This window comes from Marinobacter sp. LV10MA510-1, assembly GCF_002563885.1.
Classification (GTDB): Bacteria; Pseudomonadota; Gammaproteobacteria; order Pseudomonadales; family Oleiphilaceae; genus Marinobacter.
The window spans coordinates 104,713-127,936 of record NZ_PDJA01000001.1 but is presented as its reverse complement, the minus strand read 5'-3'; the positions used below and the strand labels follow the sequence as shown (position 1 = coordinate 127,936).

Here is a 23,224-nt window from a genome sequence, read left to right as displayed (position 1 = left end):
CATTGACCTATCGCGTGGGGCCGGTTCGCAGGCCGACCATTCTTTTCGCTGGGTTACCGAACATCGAGTGCTTTGCTTCAACATTCTTGACCACGACACTTCCCATGCCTAGCGACGCTGCCTCACCTATCACCAAATTGTCGCGAACACTGACACCCATAGCGATGGTGGCGCCGGCGTGAACCGTTGTGTGGCCACCTAGCAGCGAGCCGACAGACATCCAAACGCCATCCTCTACAGTGGCACCGTGCCCAATATTGCACAGATTACCGATAACGACGTTGTCACCAATAAACGTTGGCGCCAGGATGCCTCCCGCAACGACGGCATTGGCTCCAATTTCGGTATTACTGCCAATGAACACGCCACCGACGTGGGGAAACTTCAGTAATCGGCCATCTTTGGCACGGTATACAGTAACGCCATCACTACCAACAACGGAGTTTTCTCGAATAATCGTATTTTTGCCGATGCGCGTGCCGGTTTTTATCACGGCACCGGCACTGATTATGCTGCCAGCTCCGACGTCTACACCCGTCTCAATAACAGCTGTGCTAGCCACCTGTGCGTCATTTGAAATAATCGCGTCTTTTGTGAAGCCACGTTGATGAGCATCAAAACCTTCGGCCTCAATTAGCCATTCCAATAGCTCTATAAACGCAGCTCTTGGGTCATCAACCTTGCAGAACTGATTAGATTCTTGAGCTGCTTCGTCTGGAATATCGTCAATCAGAATTAACGATTCTGTTAGCGCTCCGGCACTGGAAAAATGTTCTCGAGTAGAAAACACCAATTGCCTGTGGCCACCGTTGCGCGAATCACAGATGCCCTCTAACGAAGCAATGCCAGGCCCGCAAGGCGAAAGCTGGGACGCGTACTTTTTATCCAGAAAAGCGATGATCTGAGCCGAGCTAACTGGGTTTTGGAAAAAAGCGCCAGGCAATAGTTGACTCACTCGCAGGCCTCTAACACTTTTTCGGCAATGTTGATGAGCTCTTCGGTTCTCAGCTCCGAATAAATCGGCAAGCATACAATTCGCTCGGCCAATTTTCTGGACTCGGGGCAATCACTGTAGCCAGCGTCCAGGCAAGTAACCGATTCAAGCGAAGGATAAAAATATCGCCGTGCCAACACGCCACAGTCACGTAGCGAGGACATCACTGTTATTAACTGGTTTTCATCCTTCAGTGCAATGGGGTAGTAGGCGTGGTTGTAAGATATGCCAGTCTGGATTCGCTGCTTCTGTACCTTGTCGCCCAAGCAGCTGTCGTAAATCTCGGTCACACATTGCCGGTCCCGAACAATCTGCTCTATCTCATCGAGCACACATAACCCCATTGCCGCTTGAAACTCATTCAATTTGGCGTTGATGCCGATCTCCTCGATTGTTTCCGGGCCGGTAATACCAAAATTGATCATTTTTTTGGCGCGTTCAAGGTCTTCTTTGCGCTTGAAAATAATGGCGCCGCCTTCAGCCGTATGGAATAATTTTGTGGCGTGAAAACTCAGCGTGGCTGCGTCGCCGTGCTTGAGCAGGCTTTCGCCTTTGTACTTCACACCAAAGGCATGGCAGCCATCATAAATCACCTTTAGATCGTGCTTTTTAGCGATGCTGTCAATTGCCTCTACATCGCAAGCGTTGCCAAACACATGCACAGGCACAATGGCGCGAGTGTTGGGGGTAATAGCCGCTTCTATGTTACCGGGCGCCAGGCACCAAGTTTCAGGGTCTATGTCTACGAATACAGGCTCTATACCGTCCCATTTTAGCGAGCTTGCCGTTGCTATAAACGTAAATGGCGTAGTGATGGCCTCCGGCCGCTCACCGGGTCCCGCACCGCTCACGCCCAGTGCGCGGTAGGCAATTTGCAGCGCTAGGGTGCCGTTGCTGACCAGTAATAGGTTTTCAACACCTAAGTATTCTTCAAGGCGCCGGGTAAGCTCTTGTACCAGTACGCCGTTATTCGTCAACCATTGTCGCTCGTAGATTCCATCTATGTATTTATCAAGCTTCTCCCGGCTTGGGAAATATGGTTTTGTAACGGGTATCATTGCAACGACACTCCTTTTAGCTCAGATTTTGCCTGTTCAAAGCTGTCTCCAGCTTTGTCTTTTGCGGACAGTAAAAAAGTGTTTTCGTGTTTTATCTCCCAATCAATCGCAAGAGTGGGGTCATTCCAGAGGATCGTTCGTTCATATTCCGGCGCGTAAAAATCGGTGCACTTGTACTGAAAATCCGCACTGTCGCTGGTCACCAGAAAGCCATGGGCAAAACCCGGTGGCACCCACATCATTCGATTGTTGTGCTCTGACAAGTACTCCCCTACCCACCTACCGAATGTGGGTGAGTCCTTGCGCAGGTCCACGGCGACATCAAACACTTCGCCCCGGGTAACGCGCACCAATTTTCCCTGAGGCTTCTCGATCTGGTAGTGCAAACCGCGCAGGGTGTTTTTTACCGAGCGACTGTGGTTGTCTTGCACGAAGCCGTGCTGAATGCCCAATTCGCTGAACAGCTGGGCATTCCAGGTTTCCATAAAGAAACCGCGGTCGTCGCCGAAGACTTTTGGCTCCAGTATTTTTACATCCGGGATGGCGGTACTGATTATTTTCATTTCAGCCTTCCTGCTCTGCCAGTTGCTTCAGATAAGCGCCGTAGCCGTTTTTCTTCAGTTCGTCGGCTTGCTGCAGCAGTTGTTCGGTGGTGATGTAGCCCATGCGCCAGGCCACTTCTTCCAGGCAGGCCACTTTCAAGCCCTGGCGCTTTTCCAGGGTTTCAATAAAGTTGGAGGCTTCGTGCAGGCTGTCGTGGGTGCCGGTGTCTAGCCAGGCGTAACCGCGCCCTAGCAGCTCCACGTTCAAATCGCCACGATCCAGGTAGGCTTGGTTTACGCTGGTAATTTCCAGTTCGCCGCGGTGGGAAGGCTTAACCGCTTTGGCGATGTCGATGACGTCGTTGTCGTAAAAATACAGGCCAGTCACCGCGTAATGGGATTTTGGCTTTTTGGGCTTTTCCTCAATGGAAATGGCGCGCTGGTGTTCATCAAATTCCACCACGCCAAAGCGTTCTGGATCAGTTACCCGGTAACCGAACACGGTGGCGCCGCTGGGGCGCGCGGCAGCGCTTTGCAGTAGTTCGCTAAAGCCCTGGCCGTAGTAGATGTTATCGCCCAGTACCAGGCACACGCTGCTTTGCCCTATAAATTCCTCACCGATGATAAACGCTTGCGCCAAGCCGTCTGGGCTTGGCTGCATCGCGTAGCTGATGTTCACGCCAAACTGTGTGCCATCGCCTAACAGGCGTATAAAGCCCGCCTGATCTTCAGCGGTGGTGATAATCAACACCTCGCGAATTCCCGCCAGCATCAGCACCGACAGCGGATAGTAAATCATCGGCTTGTCGTACACTGGCAGCAGTTGTTTGGAGATAGCACGGGTGATGGGGAACAGGCGGCTGCCTGAACCACCGGCCAAAATGATGCCTTTCATGGATGTTCCTGAGTCGTTATTTGCAGGTGCGGTGCGGTTACGCGTGCTGTGCCATGCGTTTGAAGATGTGGTTTCTTTCCGTCAGTTCGGTGTAGGTGCCAGAGTCCACAACGCTGCCGTTACCTAATAAATAAATGGTGTCGCACTGTTTTACCGTAGCCAAGCGATGGGCAATCATGATGATGGTTTTTTGGCCGGCGAAATCGTGGATGGCGTCCATGATCAGTTTTTCGGTAATGCCATCCAGGGCGCTGGTGGCTTCGTCTAGAATCAGCACTTCGGCATCGTGGTATAGGGCGCGAGCTATGCCAATACGCTGGCGCTGGCCGCCGGACAGTTGCACACCGCGCTCCCCTACTCGGGTGCTCAAGCCGTCTGACAGTTCCTGGACCAGTTCTTCCAGGTGGGCCATTTTGGTGGCACGGCGGACCTTTTGGTCGTCTATTTCATTTTCAGGCAGGCCAAAGGCGATGTTTTCGCGGATGCTGCTGTCGGCCAGGAAGATGGATTGCGGTACAAAGCCCAGGGTGTTCTGCCAGGCGCGTAGGTTGTCTTGGGTAATCGGTTTTCCATCTACTAATAACTGGCCTTGTTCGGGCTGCATCAAGCCCAGCACCAAATCAATAGCCGTGGATTTGCCAGAGCCGGAAGAACCCACCAGGCCAATCACGCTGTTAGCGAAGATGGTTATGTCCAAGTTTTTCAGCGCGGGTTTTTTCTTGCCTGGGTAGGCGAAAGTCACGTTTTTGAGCTGAATGGAGGTTTTAGGAACCAGGTGCGTATTGCTTGTTTGTTGAGCCGTTTTCGCTTCAGCGGATTCGTTGATTGCGCTGGCTTGCAGGTCGCCTTTTATGGCTTCGAAGGCTGACATATTGCCTCGAATTGCAGACAGACCGCTGTAAATCTGCTGAAACGCCGGCAGCAGTTTGAAACCCGCCAGTGCGTACACGGACAGCACCGGCAATATGGTACCCACGTTGCCTTGGTGGCTGGTCAGCAAATACAGAATCAGGAAGATCACGCAGCCAAAGGCCACCAGTTCCATGGCGAAGCGTGGCACTTGGCTCATCACCCCATTGGTGCCTTGGGCGTGGGCGAACTGGCTGCTGGCTTTAGCAAAGCGGCTGATAAAGTCTGGCTGTCGGCCTAATAGCAGCGTGTCTTTTATGCCACCAAAGCCTTCTGCCATCAGTTTGAAACGAGCCTGCTGGGTACGGCTGATGGTTTGGCCATTGGCAGTAAGGCGTTTGCGTACGATGCGATACAACAACCAGTAAGCTGTGGAAAAAATAGCAATGCCGGTGATCGCCACAGCCGGGTTGTACAAGAATATGCCGACGGCCATCAAGATGGCCATGACCAGCTTTGCATTCATTTGCATAAAGGGATTGATAATACCGCCCGTCACCCGCGCGCACTCACCCGTAATCTGCTTTGTTAATTCACTGCTGCTGCCACTGGCATGAAACAACCACGGCTGGTGCATGTAATGTTGATACAAGCGGGTGCTCATTTCTGCGCCGATCCGGGCACCGTACATAGACATGCGCCACACGGTGACCGTTGAAATAACGGCCGCCAGTGTCAGCAAGCCCATGACCCCAATGCCTACCCAAAACAAAAACTGCTCTGGCGAGCTGGCGCCGGTGGCAGTGTAAATTTGCGCCAGGCGGCCATCGGCTTGCAGCTGGCTCATGTCGCCGACCAGGGCCATAAAGGGCCCGATGGACATCACGCCGGCAATTTCGGCGAAAGCCATCAATACAACTAGCAGTTGAAGCTTGATGAGCTTTTTACGCTGTTGTTTGGTCAGCAGGCGGTAGAGTTCTAGCAGTTGTTTCAGCATATAGGGTGTTTCGCTTTATCCTTCAGTGCGCCCATCCGTGCGTCCATCAGTGCCCGCTTCACCCCTAACTTCCAGTGGGGCAAGGTTAGGCCAAAACGGGTTTGCAGTTTTTGGGTGTTCAGGCGTGAATTCAGCGGGCGTTTGGCCGGTGTTGGGTAGTGTGCGCTGGCAATTGGCAGTATGGCCGCAGGCGTTGCGGTGATCGGGGCGCCTAGGGCTTGCAGTGTTTCGGCGATGTAGCGGGCGTAATCACACCAGCTGGTGTCGCCGCTGGCGGCCAGGTGGTAAACGCCGTTGTCGACCATGCCCAGGCGGCGGGCGCGCAGGCAGTGGGCGGTGATATCGGCAATCAGTTCGGCCGAGGTGGGCGCGCCGATTTGGTCGCCCACGATGTTCAGGCTGAGCTTTTGTTGTATTAAGTTGGCCATGGTGTTGACGAAGTTGCGGCCGTGGCGGGCGTACACCCAACTGGTGCGAAAAATCATGTGGTGGCCGCCGGCCTGTTGTATAGCGTGTTCACCGGCCAGTTTGCTTTCGCCATAGGTGTTTAGCGGTTGGGTGCTGTGGTGTTCTTGCCAGGGCAAGTCGCCTTCGCCGTTAAACACGTAATCGGTGGAGTAATGCACCAGCAAGGCGCCTACAGCGTTGGCGGCTTCGGCCAGTACACCGGGGGCGGTGGCGTTTATACGGTGGGCCAGCTCTGGGTTCTGTTCAGCAGCGTCGACGGCGGTGTAGGCGGCGGCGTTTACAATCACGCTGGGGCGCAGTGTTTGAATGGTTTGCTGTAGGCCTTCGGGGTTGGCTAAATCACCGCAGAGGCCGTTTTCGGTGTCGCGGCCCAGTGCCACCACCGAACCAAGGGGCGCCAGTGCACGCTGCAGTTCCCAGCCTACCTGGCCGTTTTTGCCCAGTAGCAGGATGTTCATGCGCTGGCCCCTAGGCGTTCACGCTGGTAGCTGCCGTTGGCGATACGCTGGCACCAGTCTGTGTTGTTCAGGTACCACTGCACGGTTTTGCACAGGCCGGTTTCGAAGGTTTCTTGTGGCACCCAGCCCAGTTGTTGCTGGATTTTGCTTGCGTCTATGGCGTACCGCTGGTCGTGCCCCGGGCGGTCGGTTACGTGGGTGATCAGGTCGCGGTAGTGGTTTACGCCTTTGGGTTTGGCGGGGGCCAGTTGTTCCAGCAGGTCACACAGGGTGTGTACGACGTCTATGTTGCGTTTTTCGTTATGGCCGCCAATGTTGTAGGTTTCGCCCACATGGCCTTCGGTGACGACTTTATAGAGGGCGCGGGCGTGGTCTTCCACGTACAGCCAGTCGCGCACTTGTTCGCCCTGGCCGTACACCGGCAGGGGCTTGCCTTCCAAGGCGTTCAAAATCATCAGCGGAATTAGTTTTTCCGGAAAATGATAGGGCCCGTAGTTGTTCGAGCAGTTGCTGATGACGACTGGCAGTCCGTAGGTGCGGTGCCAGGCGCGTATTAAATGATCGGAACTGGCTTTACTGGCCGAGTACGGGCTACTGGGGGCGTAGGGGGTGGTTTCGGTGAACAGATCGGTGGTGCCTTCCAGGTCGCCGTAAACTTCATCGGTGCTGATGTGATGAAAGCGGAACCCGGCTTTTTTGTCGCCGTTCAAGTTGTTGTAGTACTGGCGGGTGGCTTCCAGCAGGGTGTAGGTGCCAACGATGTTGGTGCCGATGAATTCCGCCGGGCCGTCGATGGAACGGTCGACGTGGCTTTCTGCCGCCAGGTGCATAATCAGGTCGGGCTGATGGACATTCAGCACTGTGTCCATGGCCGCGCGGTCACAGATGTTGTGGTGTTCGAAGCAGTAACGTTCGCTGTGCACGGTTTCGGCCAGGCTGTCTAAGTTGCCGGCGTACGTCAGTGCATCTACGTTCACGACCGTGTGAGTGGTGTTGCGGAGGATGTGCCGCACCACCGCGGAGCCGATAAAGCCGGCGCCACCTGTGACCAGTATGTTCATAGTGTTTTCTGACTTAGTTTTTTTCGGATGTGTAGTTGTAGTTATAGTAGCGGTAGCTGCCATAACCGTAGGCCGAGGCTTTTTTGACGATGGCGTTGAACACCACGCCTTTTATGGTGACGCCGTTAAGCTCAAAACGTTTGCGCGCCAGCTCGATTTCTTTGGCCGGGTTTAACCCAAAACGAGTGACCAGCATGGTGGTGCCGGCGTATTTGCCGACGATGGAGGCGTCGGTTACCGCCAGTATGGGCGGGGTGTCTATAATCACCAGGTCGTACTGTGTGGAGGCTTGCTCTAACAGATCCGCAAAGCCTTTACCCATTAACAATTCCGAGGGGCTGACCGGGGCCGAGCCGCGGGAGATAAAGTCCAGGGTGTTGGCGCCGGTGTTGCGAACCACTTGTTCTATGGTGGCGTTGCCCAGCAGCACCGCCGACAGGCCTTTGCCGTTGGGTACGCCCATCGTGATGTGGGAGGTGCCGCGGCGCAGGTCGGCGTCTATCAGCAAGACTTTTTGGCCGCTTTGCGCCATCACCACCGCCAGGTTGGTGGACAGGAAGGTTTTGCCGACGTTGGTGCTGGGCCCGGTGATCATCAGTACGTTGTTGCTTGCCCCCAGCATGGCAAAATGCAGGCTGGTGCGCAGGCTGCGCAGGGCTTCAACCGCTGGGTCTGCCGGGTTGATCAGCGCTAGCAACTGGGATTTCTCGTCGCCGTGGTCGAATTTTTTGCGGCGTTTGGATGTCAGTTTTTGCTGGGCGGTCGAAAACGGCACGCCGGAGTAGACCGGCAGACCCATTTTTTCAATCACCTCGGGGTTTTCTACGCCGCGGTTAAAGGCCGCGCGGACGAGTGTGAGTAAGCAGCCGGCAATAATGCCCGCCACCAGGCCGATCAGGGTGATCATCGATTTACGGGGTTTGATCGGGCCCGAGCTGGATACGGCTTGGTCTATTACGCGGGTGTTGCCTACGGCGCCGGCTTTGGCGATGTCTAGCTGCTGAATTTTTGACAGCATTTGCAGGTAAATGTCGTTACCCAGTGCCACGTTGCGGCGCAGGCGAATGAGTTCCTGCTGGGTTTGTGGCAGTCGGGCGATTTCTTTTTCAAGTTCTTGCTGACGGGCTTCCGTTTCGGCGATGCGGAACAACCAGTCTTGATAGGCGGGGTGATCGGGCTGGAATCGGCCCTGAATGTCGCGGCGCTGGAATTTCAGTTCGGTCAGTTGTTGCTGCAGGCGCACGGATTCGCTGAATACCACGCCGGCTTCGGCGCTGATGTCGATGATGCCGTTGCGGATTTGATAGTTGTTCAAGCGTTTTTCAGCGGCTTCCAGGTCTTCTCTGACGCCCGGCAGGGTGTCGCGCAGGAAGTTCAGTGATTGCACGATGGGCGCGCTGCTGCGCTCGATGTTTTGTTTAACGTAGAGGGCGGCCACGGCGTTCAGGATGGATTCGGCCACGGCGGGGCTTGGGTGTTCCAGGAACAATCGCAGCATGCCGGACCCTTCTCGCCCCGGGGCAATTTTGAGGCGGCCTTGCAGGCCTAAAATGGCGTTATGGCGCCGTTGGCTTTGTACCTGGAATAAGGTGCCGGGGTGAGCCACCAGGGTTTGCACCAAGGTGCTAAAGCCGTTGTTTTCGGCCAATTCGCCCACGGTGCCGGTTAACAGCGGTGCGCCGGCGGTGCCGCTATCAAAGTTGTCGGGGCTGCCAGGGTACAAAGCCCAGGTGTTTGCGCTTTGCGCCTGTAAGGTTAAAGCGCCGCCAACCGCCTGTGGTGGTACGTTAAAGCGTGCCAGCTCCAGCTGTTCGCCACCCCAGGCGTAGCCTTCGCCGTACAGGGGGTCGGCCAGGGTGCCGGCGGGGCCGCTAAAGCGCGAGGCCATGAATTTGCCGATATAGGGGTAATAATGTTTGGCAGAAAATACGTTCAGGCTGAGCTCGTCTACCACCTGCCCCAGTACGAAGCGGCTTTCAATCAAGGCTATTTCAGCGGCGGCACCGGAGCCGCGCAGGCTGCCTATATCTTGCACCGACAGCACACCGGAGTTGCCGGGTTCTACCTGAATCAACGCGTTGGCGCTGTAGATCGGGGTTTGACTTCTGGCGTTCATGGCCGCAATGCCGGCGCCCAATGCCGCGATGGCGATAATCCAGTAGCGGCTGTCCCATAGCAGGCCTAGCAGGGCCAGTAAATCGACTTGTTGGTCTTCGGGCGCCGTGGTGTTGGGTTGTTCACTCATTAACGGGGGTGTCCAGGTAGCTAAGCCAGGCGCTGGTGGCCTGGTCAATCAATTGTTCAACGTGATCAAACGCTTCGCGCTGCTGGCGTACTGGGTCGGGTATGGGTTGTTGTTCGCCCCAGTGGTCCAGCAGAAATATACGGCCGCGGGCCAGCGGTTCTATGCTGCGCAACATGTCTATGTGGGCAGGTTCCATCACCAGTACCACATCGTGCTGCAGCAGCAGCTCCGGGTTCACCTGGCGGGCGCGATGGCCTGCGGCGGTTAATCCGCGGCTTTGCAATTTTTCTTCCACAATCGGATGCACCGGCGAGCCCATGGGCGGGCGCAAACCGGCGGATGCCACGGTAACGCCGCTGCCAGGGCTGAGCTTTGAGCGCAGTAGGTGTTCTGCCAGAGGGCTGCGGCAAACGTTGCCGACGCACACCATCAGCACGGTTTTAAAGTGCATTATCAGTTGTTCTCGATAAATTGGTCGTTAATTTCGTTGATCAGGAAAAGCGGCTGAACGGTTGGCAGCAGCTGGGAAATAATCCGGTTCCAGCGCGCCACCGGCGCAGCGGTTACGTAAACAATGTCACGCTTTTCCAGCATGAACTGATCGGCCAGCACCAGGGCGATGGCGTTTTTGGCATTGAGTTGAAACACCTGAGCCAGTTTGCCGCTGTCAGGCGCGGCGCGGCGGACCACAAAGATGCCACTGGCGTCGGCGGTGGTTTGGCTGAAGCCGCCGGCTTGGGCGAGTGCGTCGGCCAGGGTCAAGCCGGTGCGGCCCAGGTTGATGGTTTGCGGCTTACCCACTTCGCCCAGCACAAACACTTTGGCGGTGTCGTCTGTGGCGATGTGTATTGCGTCGTTGGGGCGCAGCAATACGTTTTGACGGCTATCGCCATTTTCATAGAGCTGGCGCAGGGAATAGCGTATGGATTGCCCGTCACGAATCAGCGTTACGTTGGTCCAGTCAGCGTTGTTGCTAAGCCCGCCAGCCAGGGTGACGGCTTCGAACAGGGTCATGGCTTCGTTAGACAGGTACTGCTTGCCGGGGCTACCCACCGCACCGGTGATGTACACGCTGCTGGAGCGGAAGTTGGTCACGGTTACGTCTAGCACCGGCTTTTGTAAGTATTGCAGCAGTTTTTCCGTCAGCTCTTGGCGGACTTCTATGGTGGTTAACCCGGCCACGGGTACGGCGCCCAGGTAAGGGTAAATAATATTGCCGTCGTGGTGGACGTAGTAGCCACTGGCCGCGACACCGCCTCCTGCACTTTGTCCGCTACTGATCTGTGAGTGGCTGTGCAGTGTTATTTTCAGGGTATCGCCAGGGCGCACAATGTAATCGTACTGTTTTATTTGCTTGCTCAGCCCGTTGTCTACTATGGGTTGGTAGCTGCCGGTTTTTACCATGGAGGCCACCAGCTGCTGGGTAATGGCGTAGACGTCTACTTGCTGGCTTAGGTCTTGATCGATGCCGGTATTTTCGGGCGCCGGTACTGACAAATGGCTGCCCGGTATGATGGTGCAAGCCGACAGCACGACACACGCAAATAAGCCGATCACAAAATTTCGTATCATTAAGGAATATTTCCGACTGGTTGAAAATTTTGACTGGGCACGCTACCGCACGGTTTTCACCGGCCTAGTACAAAAAAGATTCCATCAAGAAAATGCAAACCGGCGCAATCGCTGGTTTTTGCTCAAAAATTCACTACTGCAATGTGTTTACCGGCTGAGCGACGCTAGGCCTGTACTAGGCCCATACTAGGCCGACGCTACGGCCGACAGCGGCACTTTTACCCTTTGTTGCTTCTGCATAAAGGTGATCAGCACGACGGCTCTTTCATCGCCGTCGTAACTTTGAAAAATGGCGTTGATACCGCTAAACGGGCCACCTTCGAGCTTCAACTCCTGGCCCTTTTGAAGGCCGTCCTGGTTATTGATGCCGTCCAAGGTTTTCTGTATTTCCTGCATTACGGTGTCTGCCAGCACAGCCGGGCGCCCACCAAAAATGACTATGCGGCTAACGCCACGGGTTGAGCGTATTTTTGACCAAAGCGGATCTTGCGTTTGCATGTTGATGAACAGGTAACCTTTGAACAGTGGCTCTTCAACCCAGGTACGCTTAAGGTTGCGAATGCGCTGCACGGTAATTTTCGGGAAAAAGGATTCGATACCTTGTTGCGATAAATTAACGAATGCTCTGTCGCCTTCCAGCGGTTTGTACTGAACCACGTACCAAGCCATGCCCGTGCCCCGCTGTTGCGCTGTGTAGTTCCTGTTGAAGCCTCTTTAGCCTCAAATGAAGTACAAAGTATACCGGTGAAAATACTCGATACAAGTAACAAAAATCGGATTTTTGTGTTTTTTTGTAGCATTAGTATTCATATTAAGGATTTCTGCCAACCGGCTAACGGCCGGACAACTCGTCTTGAATATTATTTGCCAAATCAGCCAACGCGCTTTGTTCCGCCGGCGTTAGGGTGCCGGCCGCTTGCGCCTGCGTCACTAAATTGGCGGCCTGCTGCAGGCCCTGGGTGCTCATAGCACTGAGCGGGAATGCAGCAATAACTGCCTGCAGGCGCTGCAGAGCTGCGGCAGCCGAGGGCGGGCTGACTGGCAGAATAACAATCGTTGGCGGGTTTATGGTCATTGGCGGAGTTATGATGGCGGTCGGTGGAATAACCGATACTTCCCCGCTGTGAGCAGGCCCGGCGCCAAAGGCCAGTACCAACAGAATGACGATGTGTAACGCCTGATTCGGTTTCAAAATACGTCCTCCCAAAACCAGTATCCGGTGATAATCCAGCGGCGGCCATCCAGCCGGTTGGTGACATCGCCCATGCCGAGGGTTATTTGGCTGTTGTAGCGCAGGAATGGGCGAATACCCAGGCCTACCATGACCTCGTCGCCGCTCCAGGATGTGCTGGCAGAGAAGCGTGAGGTGAAGCCGATGCCGGCGCCAAAAAAGCCAGCCGGGTCGCGTTCCAGATTTTTTACGCCGGTGCCATAACCGGCGCTGAGCATCAGCGGCAGGTAACCGGAGGCGTTCGGGCTGATGTCGATAATGGTAGAGCCGGCAATGAAGTAGTTGCTGTCGATGTTTTTGGCAGAGCCCCAGTTTGCCGCGTTAGCCACACCCAGGGCGACACTGCTGATGCCGCTGCTGCCAAATCCTGGTAGCTGGCGAAACACCCGGGCGCTGACGTTGCCGTCTTCGCCAAAGTCGTCTGGGTCTACACTTAGAATACCCACGCTTAAATCTGCACCTATCGATTGACTGGCATCGCCGAAACCCAAGCCCACGGCGCCTGAACCGTCCACGCTGGAGCCCTGAACGCGGTCACGCACGTCGGTTATGGCGCCGGCGGCAAACATGGAACCCCCGGGCAGGCCAAAACCGCTGTTGATGCCAAACGTGGACACGTTGGGCGGCGGCAGCGCCATCATGCCCAGTGCAAAGGTGGACACTTGCCGCTGCAGGGCCGCAGACGGCTCTGAGTTGTCGGCAGGCTGAGATAGGCTACGCAGGTAGTCCAAAAACTCTTGTTCTGACAGTGCGTTTTGCCCCTGGGCCAGCGACGCTGGCAACACCAGTGCGGCAACTAAAATCTGCAGAAGGCACCGCTTACCACTGGTCGCACGGCGGGGGGGTCGCCCCAGTAATACAGCAATGCCTTCTGCAGAACCCGTTTGCGCCACGGATGTTTCCGCCTCGTTTCTAAGCGCTTGGTGCATCAAAAAAACTCCTGGGTTTGGGGATCGAAAGCTTCAAAGATTCCGAGCGTTTCGGGCTCTGCCTCACTGCAGGCACAGCCTGGTTTGCCATCAAACACAAATGTCATCTGAGCTGCCAGGGCTTGTGTACAGCCTGACCGGGAGCGCCGTCACAAACGAGCGCTGCCAGTTGTTTGAAACACCATCGTAAATGACGTGTTTGCCTTTTTCATGAATCAGAACACTCAGCCGACTTACGGCCGCCATGTAATGCGACAAGTCCAGCTCGTCCTCCGACTGATGAATGCCCAACCACTGCGGGGTTACCGACACGGAAGAAAAAGCGCCTTCCAAGGCCGTCATCTGCGCCGGTAAGCCTGCTTCATGCGCCGGGTTTTCAAGAGTGAAGTCGACACCCACATCGGCCAACGAGAACATGATCTGCCGCAGCTCTCGATATTCACGCACAAACAAGAGATTGTTACTGTCAACCGCAATTGAAAGGTTGTAACCAGCCAGGGTAAGCGTTTCTGAAGCCTCTACCAGCAAGCGGCAGAAACGTTCAACGAGTAGCAAACGTACATTAATTTTAAGTATGATCTGTGCGTACCGAAATAAACCCGATGGCCCCGACAGGCTGTTAGCAGAAGTGCAGCTTGCCAATACTCGTTCCAAACTGGCAACCGCCTCGTTCAGGCTGGCAACCGACAGCGCTTCGCGGCCAGGCTCACTGTGCTCTCTACTACACTCTTCACAACACCCTGCCCCCTGCAAGGCAAACGCGAATCCGACCAAATCCGTTCTGCGACTATAAACCGCAATGCCTTTGAGGGTGCTTTCGTAAGCAGAATACGCAGAATCCAAAGTTGTACCGCAGCATGGTTGCTTTTTGTTCAGCCTTGTATTGCGTAACATATGCTACCCTCTTTTTATAAGACTCTAAAACAAACGAACATCCCAAATACAACTCGTGCAACGAACCTGATGAAATTTACAAAATATTAATATAATTATGTATATGACAAAATTGTGACACCGCTTTGATTTTCAGCAGGCGAACGCGTTAGAGTAAACGTGTAATGACAGACTCCCCTTTGCACTCGTACGCAATATTAGTATTGCACTGCCGGAACTGTCAATAATTATGACGATTTAAAAGAGGCGCGTATGAACAGTATGAGCTCTGAGGTAGATACCGTACTTTCGAGGATGAAGAAGATTTTTGGCGTCGAACGGGACGCTGACCTAGCGCGAGCGCTCGCGATCAGTCCACAAACGCTAAGCTCCTGGAGGCAACGCGCAGCGGTTCCTTACGCACTGTGCGCAGAGTGCGCGAAAACCAAAGGCGCTTCTTTAGACTGGCTTCTGTATGGCGAAGGCCACATGATGCGCGACAAATCAGCCAGCCCCGCCACCTTTAATCCCAACGCAACGGGTGAAGATTCGGTCATACGAATGCAGATTTACGAAATTCTTGAGAGCTTACCCCACGAAGATTTAGAAGATATTCTAAGCGAGGCAGCACACCGACAACGGTTGCGTGCGCTGGAGCACCGATTCGAAACCCTACAGGCACAGTTTTTCGACAACCAGGAAAGCGAAGGCAGCATGCCGAGCAAGAAGACGGCCTGATGCGTGATTTTGCTGGGTACAACGTTAATAAAAAGGGCGTTCTGCTCTGATTAGCAATTCGTCTTTAGCTACTTTCACACTCAAAACAATGTCTTTATTACTGGCCCTCACCGGATAAAATTTATTTTTTCCGGTGTCATCCTTGGCAAATTGTTTGATAAGGCTTAACGCCAGGTACACTACCAGCAAATCCAGTAGTAAAAGAAAAACGGCGAGAACATAAAGCTTTTCAAGAAAAAGAACGTACAAAGCGCAAGATAACAATAAAATAGCAAGGCCTAGCAGCGCCGACGCCTGATTGTACCTGTTTTGCATATGATCACCCCACCCCTTGCGTCTTACTCAATAATGCTGTCAAGAGCAACAACCAGGTCACTAAGCGAAACAAGAATTCTGAGCAGCAGCCTATCTCTCTTCTTCTCATCGTCTTCAGTAGAAGGCAGCGTTGTTGCTTTGCTGGTCAATTTCAGTATGTGACGCGCAGCTTGTTCGGCTGTTTTAACCTTGCTGATTCCTTTTTCCGTCAAACACTCTCGCGCTTCAATGTCACTCATTGTGATCAGTAACGATTGCAGCACAGATTCTGAAATTAGTTGAACATTGCAGGTATTAAGGCAGGCCCAAAGTTGATCCTGAAGCGTACGACGGGCATTAGACAAAGCCTCTGAGAAACCTTTCAGATACTCAGCGTCTTCCGCCGCATTTTCTGGTTGATCACATGTCGCCAAGTAACTCAAAAAGTCGGCTTCCACCAAGGGGCCCGACTGCAAATAACCCTGCACACCGTCACACCCCAAAGCCTTCAATACGTTATGTTGGGCGGAACGCTCGACGCCTTTGGCATACACGGTTACTCCGTGCCGAGCGGCCAAGCAAACCACGTTTCGCACCAAACGCATGTCGGTTAGATTGTGCTCCAGGTTTTTCACACAGTGGCGGGCTATCTTTAACGACCGTACCGAAACCGGTTTGGCTTCCAACAGCCGAGCATCGCTGAAAACAAAATCATCAACTGAGAAATCCACGCCGTAAGCGCCAAGCGCTCGAAGTGAAGACACCAGGGCACCACAATCATCTAGCTTGCTACTATTTACAATATCAATACTGAGAAAACTGAAGGCTCTGGACGAAAACCCATTCATGACATTCAACATTCGCTCAACGAACTCAGGTTTCGCCAACTGCACTGCTTCAATATTGATGCACAGCTTTGTGTAATGACCGGACTTGTACCAACGCTCTAGCGTGATGAGCGCCAGGTCCAATACCCAAAGGCTGATATCGTCATAAATAGGTAGGCTTTTTAATTTGGCCAAAAACTCAACAGGCTCTTTAATGCCTTTGCCTGGGTCATTCCAGCGCAGCAACGCTTCTGCACTATGGGGAACTGCAGAGTTAAATTGCACCAACGGCTGGAAGTACAGACAGAAGTTCCCGCGGCGAAATGCATCGGTAATGCGCCGGCCTTCAATTTTTTGCCAGTCTTTGCGATTTTTGCCCTCGCTGTAAAAACACCACCTGTTTGGGCCAATCAGTAGTGACTGGTAATGGGCCTCGCGGGCCTTGGTCAGCATTTCGAGCGCCACGGGGGGCTCCCAAACGCTCCAGACATAAACGCCCGCATTTACCGGAAAAGTGTAGATATTGCCTTCTAACACCACGGGCTCTGACAAGTCGCCAAAAATATTTTCCAGGATTTTTTTATAGTCTGCCCTGTCTTGCAAAATAATAAGAAAACCATTTTTTTCGTGACGCGACAAGAAAACGCCGCGCTCCTCCCAAAGTTTTATACGCAGCGCCAACTTTAAAATGATGGCAGCAACTTTGACCTCTGGCAGCACCTTGGTTTGCTGCCAGTTTTCAAGTGAAAAAATGGCGACCGCATAAATTCTGGACTGCCTTAAGCCTGTCTGGCCAAACATTTCCAGCTTGCGCTTTGCCGCGAAGCCATTCGGCAAGCCTGATTGAATATCCAGAAACATTCGCTCTTGCAGGTCTGCCTGAACCCTGTCGGACAGTTTTTTGAGGCGGAAAAGTATAGTGGCGAACGTTTTCCCGTCAATATCAAAGCGTGAGACACCCGAAACTTCGATGGAAGACTGTGAACCTGATTCCATGAAATGGCATGTAAATTCGCTACCAATTGAAGGCAACTGGTCGTAGTCGAGACAACTGTCCGGGGAATTAACAACAAACAACTCAGCAAATGCAAAACCAATAATTTTTGACGGCATTGTGTCGAACGCATCGACTGCGGCCCAGTTGGCATCGACGATCTTGCTACCGGCTTCGACATCTACAATGAAACCCGGGATAGGCAACTCGTAAAAAACCTGCGAATAGAACATAGGGGCACTCGGCCCCTTTGTCGAAACTGGCCGACCTGTATCAACAGACTTCTTGCCACCTTTGATCAACATCATAGCTGCATTTTCACGCCAACTTTTTGTGAGGCCTTTTTATAGTGAAAATGTAGTGTTTCTAAACCTATATTGTCAATAATATTTGGACTTTATATTACTATTAATGAATAAAAAATTTCAAAACAGAAAAAAATCTGACAAAATTCTATTCTTGAAATTTTTTAATCGACCTAAAATCATGGCTAAAAAATCACTCTGAAACATTGAAATAAAAACTAACCTTCTGATTATTATATAATAATTAGAGTTTATACCGATAAAAACGGTTTGAAATTTGGAATTTGGAATTTTCGATTCTGGATCGAATAGACGAGAAAAACGTACTATTTTAATGTAATATGTCTATAAATTTTTAGTATTCGAGGAGGGAGGTTAGAGTGAGCCACATGAAAACGCCTACACTCATCAAAAACTGCAAAGGAAATTTAACTGCATTTTCTGACGTACTCGGGGTATTTTTTCAAAGTACTCCTCTAAAACTTGTTGCGTTCAACAACTATTCCACTCAAACCACGTTCGGCAAGCTAAAACACGCCGACGCCATCGTGGCGACAAGAAAAAACGATCTTCCGATGTCGATCAGGGATCGCGGGCCGTTCTGGATCATTTTCCCGCTGATCAAGAGGCCAGACCTGGAAAACGAAGATTTTTATCGACTAATGAGTTGGCAACTCAGCGATATTATTATTGGAGAGTCGCAGTGATCTGGTCGAGCTCTAACGTTTTACACCGGCTGTTTTCCTACAAAATAACGATCGGCGTTCTCGTTTGCCTAGCACTGTTGTTTGTTGCATCCAGTTTTATGAATCTGAACGCTCGCGAACGCAACTACGTGTCGTTGCAGGATATCCATTTAGCCTCGTTGAACCTAGCACAGCTCCGCAATGAAGCCAGCATGTTTGACAGATATCTGTTGCTGGTAGATTCAGAGCTTGCAAACCCGTTATCGCTGACGATCCACTATGACATTTTGTGGAATCGCTTTACTTATCTTTTAAATAGCGTCGAGGCATCTGTGCTTCGGCGCGTCGACTCTAATACAGAGAGTATTGAAGATCTTTATACCCGGTTTAATCAACTGAGCCAGCCAGTCGCGGACATTGCTGGCGGCACCTCAGACGCTGCCACGCTGGCGCTTATCCATGAACGATGGGATGGCATCAACGTGGACATCAGACAGATGGTAATCAAAAATTTAATAGACGGTGAAAGTGGCAATATAACCGAGCAGCTTGACAGAGACCTGAACCAAATCCGGATTATAAAAGTAGGGTTGCTAGTCATGCTCTGGGGTGTGCTTGTCTATTGCGCCTTTTCTTTGATTCATATACGTAAAAAATTCGTAATGGATTCAATTACGCGAACTTATAACCGCAACTACCTGCAGCGTAAATGTGTTGTCAACGAATCAGACACTTACATTGCCGTGGAGATTCAAAACTCCCAGCAAATCCTGACAGAACACGGCGGCGCAGAGGCTGATACGTTAGTTCGACTCTGCGCGGAGCGGTTAAGCAACAGCATTCAAAAGCACGATTTACTGATTCATACGTCTTACTGCGAGTTTGTCATTGTTAAGAAAAATAGCTCACCGAATAACTGTGGACCGATTATCGATCAACTGATAGATAGAGCTAATTTTGAATGGACGATAGGCAATACCAAGGTTCCTATACGCTTCGTTGCGGGCGTGGACTCTGCTGTTTGCGACAAACATACAACTCGACACTGGCATACGCGCCACCGTAACGCTCTCAGAGCGCTTAACTATGCCCTTGAAAAACAGATCAACTACCGTATAAGCGACGACGAAATGCGCTTAGCATTTAATACCAGGGCAAAAATTTTGCGGGGATTGGTCAAACTGCTTCGTCACAACAAGGGCGACTTGAAACTCTGGCTTGTGTATCAGCCCATCGTGACGGCGATGTTCAGTACCCGGATTGCCGGTGCTGAAGTTCTTCTGCGGGGCCGCTTAAATGATGAAATTGACATCCCGCCCAATCAGATTGTCAATATTTGTGAGCAAAACGGCCTGGGCAAGGACTTGGGGATCTGGATTTTGCGTCAAGCAGCTTTGGAGTCTGCACATTTATTCTCAACAATGAATTTTAACGGATTTTTATCGATCAATCTGAACCCGTCCATGATTTGTGAGCAACTGCCGGATATTCTTAAAGCACATTTGCTCAGTCGTCACATTCCAGCCCGCCAGATATGCCTTGAGGTCACTGAAGACAATGCTGCTATCGATTTCAAGCGAAGCGTTCCCGTGATCCAAAAAATTCGTGGCATGGGCATCCAATTCGCGCTGGATGACTTCGGAACCGGATATTCATCGCTTGAGTATCTGCATCGATTGGAAATTGACAAGCTTAAGATTGATCGTTGTTTTGTGGCCGACATCGAGACAAACGCCAAAAAAAGCCAATTTTTGGCGGGAATTATTAGCATTGCCAGTAAAATGGGTGTGCAAACCATTGTTGAGGGTATCGAAACTCGCGAGCAAGGTGATATTGCCATCCGGCACGGCGCTGACTACGTTCAGGGCTTTTACTATTACATGCCAATGGAAGCCAAACTGTTCCACCACCTGTTAATGGTAGAGAAAGCCCATGACATAGCAGTTGAGAAACTGATCACAGGCTAGTCTATCCAATAGCAACATAGAGCAGCCAGTCGCAAGCTGAAGGCAAGACGGGATTTTGGCAAGAAAAAAAGCAGATCAGTAATTTACTGATCTGCTTTTTAAATATGGTAGCGGGGGCAGGATTCGAACCTACGACCTTCGGGTTATGAGCCCGACGAGCTACCAGACTGCTCCACCCCGCGCTGTGAGAACTTTATACTATGAGTACGCCGTTAGCGGTGATTTTCAACCCAGTTGTCCACAATGTTATTATCGCACGACTTTTTCAGGTCGAATTTTTCGTCCTGAGCGCGGATTTGAGCGACTTTTTCAAGGCCACTGCGCCCAAGGGATGAGCGACAGCACAAGACTGCACCGAGAGGATGGTGGAGGTTCTGCGCACGACTTTATGGCCTCGCACTGAGTGCGGCCAAAGTTCTCGGAATTGAAGTCAAAACCCTGTCAAGAACTTTTTTAGAAAATTTGAGCTGAATAGTTACGATCCATTTACAATTGAAGAGGCTGAAAAAACAATTGACTACCTTTACAATAAATATAATGCAAATGAGAAGATTTACGCCACGTACATCCAATTTGCATTCTGGACTGGAATGCGAACTTCTGAGATGTTAGCTCTGACCTGGAAGGATATTGACTGGAATCGAGGTGTAGCAATGGTGAGCAAAACACGCACTGACGGTAAGCTCAACCTTCAAACCAAAACCAAAACCAAAACCAAAACCAAAAAAAATCGTGAGGTCTTACTGAATGATCGCGCGCAAGAAGCATTACAAGAGGCGAAGAAACTTACCTGTCAGCTCGGCGAAGAGATTTTCCGAAGCCCGAGGACAGGCGACGCATGGCTCACCGACAAGCCACCACGAGTGGTCTTCACCGCCGCTCTACAGGCATTAGGCATGCGACACAGGAGAACCTATAACACGCGCCACACTTATGCCACGCAATGTCTAATGGCCGGGATGGCGCCTGCCTTCGTAGCGAACCAACTCGGGCACAGCATTATCGTTCTGTTGACCACATACGCCAAGTGGTTGAATGGCGAAGAAAGTTATCGTGAAATGGAAAAGTTGAAGCTCACCTTGGAAAAAAAGTGATGTCCCAAAACTTGTCCCAATCTGACCTTAGTACCGCACCTCTACGCACGTAACCGTCTGATTTACTGTGCGAGAGAGGACGGTGAGATGTCTATAGTAGGTTCAAATCCTACCGTCCCGACCATATTCCAACGACTTAGGGCGCATCTTCGGGTGTGCCCTTTTTCGTTTCTGGCTGGGTACAGGTCGGGTACATAAATCCCCCATCGCCCTCTGATTCGCATCAATTCACTTAACGATTTTTTGACGTGCAGCTTTTCTGCACCCAAACACTTCCGCTTCCGTTGCTTCTTATTTTATCGGAATGCTTGGGAATAGGTAGCGAGCAAACGGCTTCTGCCAGGAAGTCCATCAGACATGACTTTTCACCAGGGCATGCCGGGCTGTTACTCCACCTCGTCAGCTCGCCGCCGCGGTGTTCCTTCGCGCTGTTTCGTACCCCCGTCCGGGGCTGCGTATGAAGCGGACCCGGACAGTTCTAGGAGCCCTTTTCCGAGTATGTGATCGGCGGCCTTTTCGCCGATCATGATTGTGGGGGCATTGATATTGCCGTTGGTTACTGCGGGCATGATTGAGGAATCCACAACCCGCAGGTTTTCCACACCGTGTACCCGGCACTCGGTGTCGACCACCGCCAGTTCGTCAGTGCCCATGCGGCAGGTGCCGCAGGGGTGGTAGGCGGTCTCGGCGCTGCCGGCAACCCAGTCATCAATCTCGTCGTCTGTTGTTACGTCCGACCCCGGAGAAACCTCTTCTCCGCGGAAGGGATCGAAAGCCGGTTGGGCGAATAGCTCACGGGTAAGGCGGAGACCATCCCGGTACGCCTGTCTGTCGGCCTCATCCGAGAGATAATTGAAGAATATCCGTGGCGGATCTTCCGGATCAGCGGAGCGCAATCTCACCCAGCCCCGGCTTTTTGGCTTGTTGGCGCCCAGATGTACTTGGAAACCGTGTCCTTTCACGGCACTGGAGCCGTCATAGGCGATCGCCCCGGCCAGGAAATGATACTGCAGGTCGGCATAGCGAAGGCCCGGCCGGCTGCGTATGTAGCCATTGGATTCAAACTGGTTGCTCGCTCCCAGGCCCGTGCGAGTCAACAGCCAGCGGGCGCCGATCCAGGCCTGAGCCAATGGATTCAACCAGCCATTGAGCGTGATTTTCTGGGTGCAGCGGTGCTGGACCCAGACTTCGAGATGATCGTGGAGATTCTCCCCCACCCCGGGCAGGTCATGGACCACCTCAATGCCATGTTCGCGAAGCTGTTCCGCAGGCCCGATGCCGGAGAGCATCAGTAGCTTGGGGGAATTGAAAGCGCTGGCGCAGACCAGCACTTCCTTCCGTGCCGCCACCCGGAAAATTTGGCCCTTCTGCTGGTACTCCACTCCCACGGCTCGCTTTCCTTCCATAATGATCCGCCGTGTCAGGGCATGCATCTCCAGCGACAGGTTGCTGCGTTTGAGGGCCGGTTTCAGGTAGGCGTTGGCGGTGGATGATCGCACACCGTTCCGGACACTCATGTCCATGCGGCCGAAGCCCTCCTGACGGTAGCCGTTGTAGTCCTCGGTGCGGCCGTAGCCAGCTTCATCCCCGGCCTGGATGAACGCCCGATAGAGCGGGTTGCGCATGTTGTTGCCATTACACACCCCCACTGGCCCATCGGTATCCCGGTAGGCATCCGCTCCATAGACACAATCCTCGGCCCTGCGAAAGTATGGCAGTACATCAGCATACCCCCATCCTTCGGCACCCAGGGACTCCCATTCCTCGAAGTCGCCCGCCGAGCCCCGGACGTAGGCCATACCATTGATGGACGAGGAGCCTCCGATAACTTTACCGCGGGCCTGGTGCAGGGAGCGGTGGTTAAGTCCGGGTTCGGGTTCCGTATGCAGTTGCCAGTCGAAGCGGGGCTTGTTCAGCGGAATGGAGAATGCCAGCGGCATCTGGATATAGATCGAGTTGTCCCTGCCACCGAATTCCAGCACCAAAACGTTGCTGTTGCCATCGGCACTCAGTCGGTTGGCCAGAACAGAGCCGGCCGAACCGGCTCCGATGATGACATAGTCGGCTGTCCGGTCGAAACTTTCATCAGTCACGTGACAATACTCCCCTGTGCTTGGCCTGAAAAAGGATGTGCCTGGAGCCTTGTT

Annotated in this window: 21 protein-coding genes and 1 tRNA gene; 4 read left to right on the top strand and 18 right to left on the bottom strand. The window is 52.7% G+C overall.

Annotated elements, in window-relative coordinates; translation table 11 throughout:
* Nucleotides 1-7: 7 nt before the first annotated feature.
* From ATI45_RS21735 to ATI45_RS00510, 14 genes are all read right to left on the bottom strand, one after another.
* Nucleotides 8-955 carry a hypothetical protein gene (locus ATI45_RS21735; RefSeq protein WP_179888369.1) on the bottom strand — a complete coding sequence of 316 codons (948 nt, stop codon included), beginning with the start codon at nt 953-955 and terminating at the stop codon, nt 8-10.
* Entirely contained in the window at nt 952-2,052 is a 1,101-nt protein-coding gene (locus ATI45_RS00570) for a DegT/DnrJ/EryC1/StrS family aminotransferase (RefSeq protein WP_098417828.1), read from the bottom strand. The genes ATI45_RS21735 and ATI45_RS00570 overlap by 4 nt, the downstream gene beginning before the upstream one ends.
* Nucleotides 2,049-2,615: a dTDP-4-dehydrorhamnose 3,5-epimerase gene (rfbC, locus tag ATI45_RS00565; RefSeq protein WP_098417827.1), complete on the bottom strand. Its 567-nt coding sequence runs from the start codon at nt 2,613-2,615 to the stop codon at nt 2,049-2,051. The genes ATI45_RS00570 and rfbC overlap by 4 nt, the downstream gene beginning before the upstream one ends.
* A 1-nt stretch (nt 2,616) precedes the next feature.
* Nucleotides 2,617-3,489 carry a glucose-1-phosphate thymidylyltransferase RfbA gene (gene rfbA, locus ATI45_RS00560; RefSeq protein WP_098417826.1) on the bottom strand — a complete coding sequence of 291 codons (873 nt, stop codon included), beginning with the start codon at nt 3,487-3,489 and terminating at the stop codon, nt 2,617-2,619.
* Between the two features lie 37 nt (nt 3,490-3,526).
* Nucleotides 3,527-5,335 (bottom strand): ABC transporter ATP-binding protein, encoded by a 1,809-nt coding sequence (locus ATI45_RS00555; RefSeq protein ID WP_098417825.1) that lies wholly within the window; start codon nt 5,333-5,335, stop codon nt 3,527-3,529.
* Nucleotides 5,329-6,261, bottom strand: coding sequence for a dTDP-4-dehydrorhamnose reductase (gene rfbD, locus ATI45_RS00550; protein WP_098417824.1), 933 nt, complete (start codon nt 6,259-6,261; stop codon nt 5,329-5,331). The genes ATI45_RS00555 and rfbD overlap by 7 nt, the downstream gene beginning before the upstream one ends.
* A complete protein-coding gene (rfbB, locus tag ATI45_RS00545) occupies nt 6,258-7,322 on the bottom strand; it encodes a dTDP-glucose 4,6-dehydratase (RefSeq protein WP_098417823.1) in 1,065 nt (354 codons plus the stop codon). The genes rfbD and rfbB overlap by 4 nt, the downstream gene beginning before the upstream one ends.
* Before the next feature lie 13 nt (nt 7,323-7,335).
* A complete protein-coding gene (locus ATI45_RS00540; RefSeq protein WP_098417822.1) occupies nt 7,336-9,567 on the bottom strand; it encodes a polysaccharide biosynthesis tyrosine autokinase in 2,232 nt (743 codons plus the stop codon).
* On the bottom strand, nt 9,560-10,018 hold the full coding sequence (locus ATI45_RS00535) for a low molecular weight protein-tyrosine-phosphatase (protein ID WP_098417821.1): 459 nt from the start codon (nt 10,016-10,018) through the stop codon (nt 9,560-9,562). The genes ATI45_RS00540 and ATI45_RS00535 overlap by 8 nt, the downstream gene beginning before the upstream one ends.
* A 2-nt stretch (nt 10,019-10,020) precedes the next feature.
* Nucleotides 10,021-11,139, bottom strand: a complete 1,119-nt coding sequence (locus ATI45_RS00530) for a polysaccharide export protein (RefSeq protein WP_098417820.1) — start codon at nt 11,137-11,139, stop codon at nt 10,021-10,023.
* A gap of 186 nt (nt 11,140-11,325) precedes the next feature.
* Entirely contained in the window at nt 11,326-11,808 is a 483-nt protein-coding gene (locus ATI45_RS00525; protein ID WP_098417819.1) for a transcription termination/antitermination NusG family protein, read from the bottom strand.
* 163 nt (nt 11,809-11,971) lie between these two features.
* Nucleotides 11,972-12,331 (bottom strand): hypothetical protein, encoded by a 360-nt coding sequence (locus ATI45_RS00520; RefSeq protein WP_098417818.1) that lies wholly within the window; start codon nt 12,329-12,331, stop codon nt 11,972-11,974.
* Complete coding sequence (locus ATI45_RS00515) at nt 12,328-13,299, bottom strand: hypothetical protein (RefSeq protein WP_098417817.1); 972 nt, start codon at nt 13,297-13,299, stop codon at nt 12,328-12,330. The genes ATI45_RS00520 and ATI45_RS00515 overlap by 4 nt, the downstream gene beginning before the upstream one ends.
* Before the next feature lie 90 nt (nt 13,300-13,389).
* A complete protein-coding gene (locus ATI45_RS00510; protein WP_098417816.1) occupies nt 13,390-14,193 on the bottom strand; it encodes a hypothetical protein in 804 nt (267 codons plus the stop codon).
* A gap of 252 nt (nt 14,194-14,445) precedes the next feature.
* Between ATI45_RS00510 and ATI45_RS00505 the strand changes: the two genes are divergently transcribed.
* Entirely contained in the window at nt 14,446-14,910 is a 465-nt protein-coding gene (locus tag ATI45_RS00505) for a helix-turn-helix domain-containing protein (RefSeq protein ID WP_098417815.1), read from the top strand.
* 24 nt (nt 14,911-14,934) lie between these two features.
* On the opposite strand, the gene ATI45_RS00500 is transcribed toward ATI45_RS00505, so the two are convergent.
* Entirely contained in the window at nt 14,935-15,225 is a 291-nt protein-coding gene (locus tag ATI45_RS00500; protein ID WP_098417814.1) for a hypothetical protein, read from the bottom strand.
* A gap of 23 nt (nt 15,226-15,248) precedes the next feature.
* Nucleotides 15,249-17,333 carry an EAL domain-containing protein gene (locus ATI45_RS00495; RefSeq protein ID WP_098417813.1) on the bottom strand — a complete coding sequence of 695 codons (2,085 nt, stop codon included), beginning with the start codon at nt 17,331-17,333 and terminating at the stop codon, nt 15,249-15,251.
* A 377-nt stretch (nt 17,334-17,710) separates the two neighbouring features.
* On the opposite strand from ATI45_RS00495, the gene ATI45_RS00490 reads away from it, so the two are divergent.
* Both ATI45_RS00490 and ATI45_RS00485 read left to right on the top strand, forming a co-directional pair.
* Complete coding sequence (locus ATI45_RS00490) at nt 17,711-18,037, top strand: hypothetical protein (protein WP_143751111.1); 327 nt, start codon at nt 17,711-17,713, stop codon at nt 18,035-18,037.
* Nucleotides 18,034-19,983, top strand: a complete 1,950-nt coding sequence (locus ATI45_RS00485; protein ID WP_098417811.1) for a GGDEF domain-containing phosphodiesterase — start codon at nt 18,034-18,036, stop codon at nt 19,981-19,983. Before ATI45_RS00490 ends, ATI45_RS00485 begins: the two co-directional genes overlap by 4 nt.
* Nucleotides 19,984-20,088: 105 nt before the next feature.
* Here ATI45_RS00485 and ATI45_RS00480 read toward each other — a convergent pair.
* Nucleotides 20,089-20,165, bottom strand: a tRNA-Met gene (locus ATI45_RS00480).
* A 285-nt stretch (nt 20,166-20,450) separates the two neighbouring features.
* Between ATI45_RS00480 and ATI45_RS00475 the strand changes: the two genes are divergently transcribed.
* Nucleotides 20,451-21,077 carry a site-specific integrase gene (locus ATI45_RS00475; RefSeq protein WP_098417810.1) on the top strand — a complete coding sequence of 209 codons (627 nt, stop codon included), beginning with the start codon at nt 20,451-20,453 and terminating at the stop codon, nt 21,075-21,077.
* A 386-nt stretch (nt 21,078-21,463) separates the two neighbouring features.
* Here the strand turns inward: ATI45_RS00475 and betA are convergent, their stop codons facing one another.
* The gene (gene betA, locus ATI45_RS00470; RefSeq protein WP_098417809.1) at nt 21,464-23,170 is read right to left on the bottom strand and encodes a choline dehydrogenase; all 1,707 of its coding nucleotides are present in this window, start codon (nt 23,168-23,170) and stop codon (nt 21,464-21,466) included.
* Nucleotides 23,171-23,224: the final 54 nt, after the last annotated feature.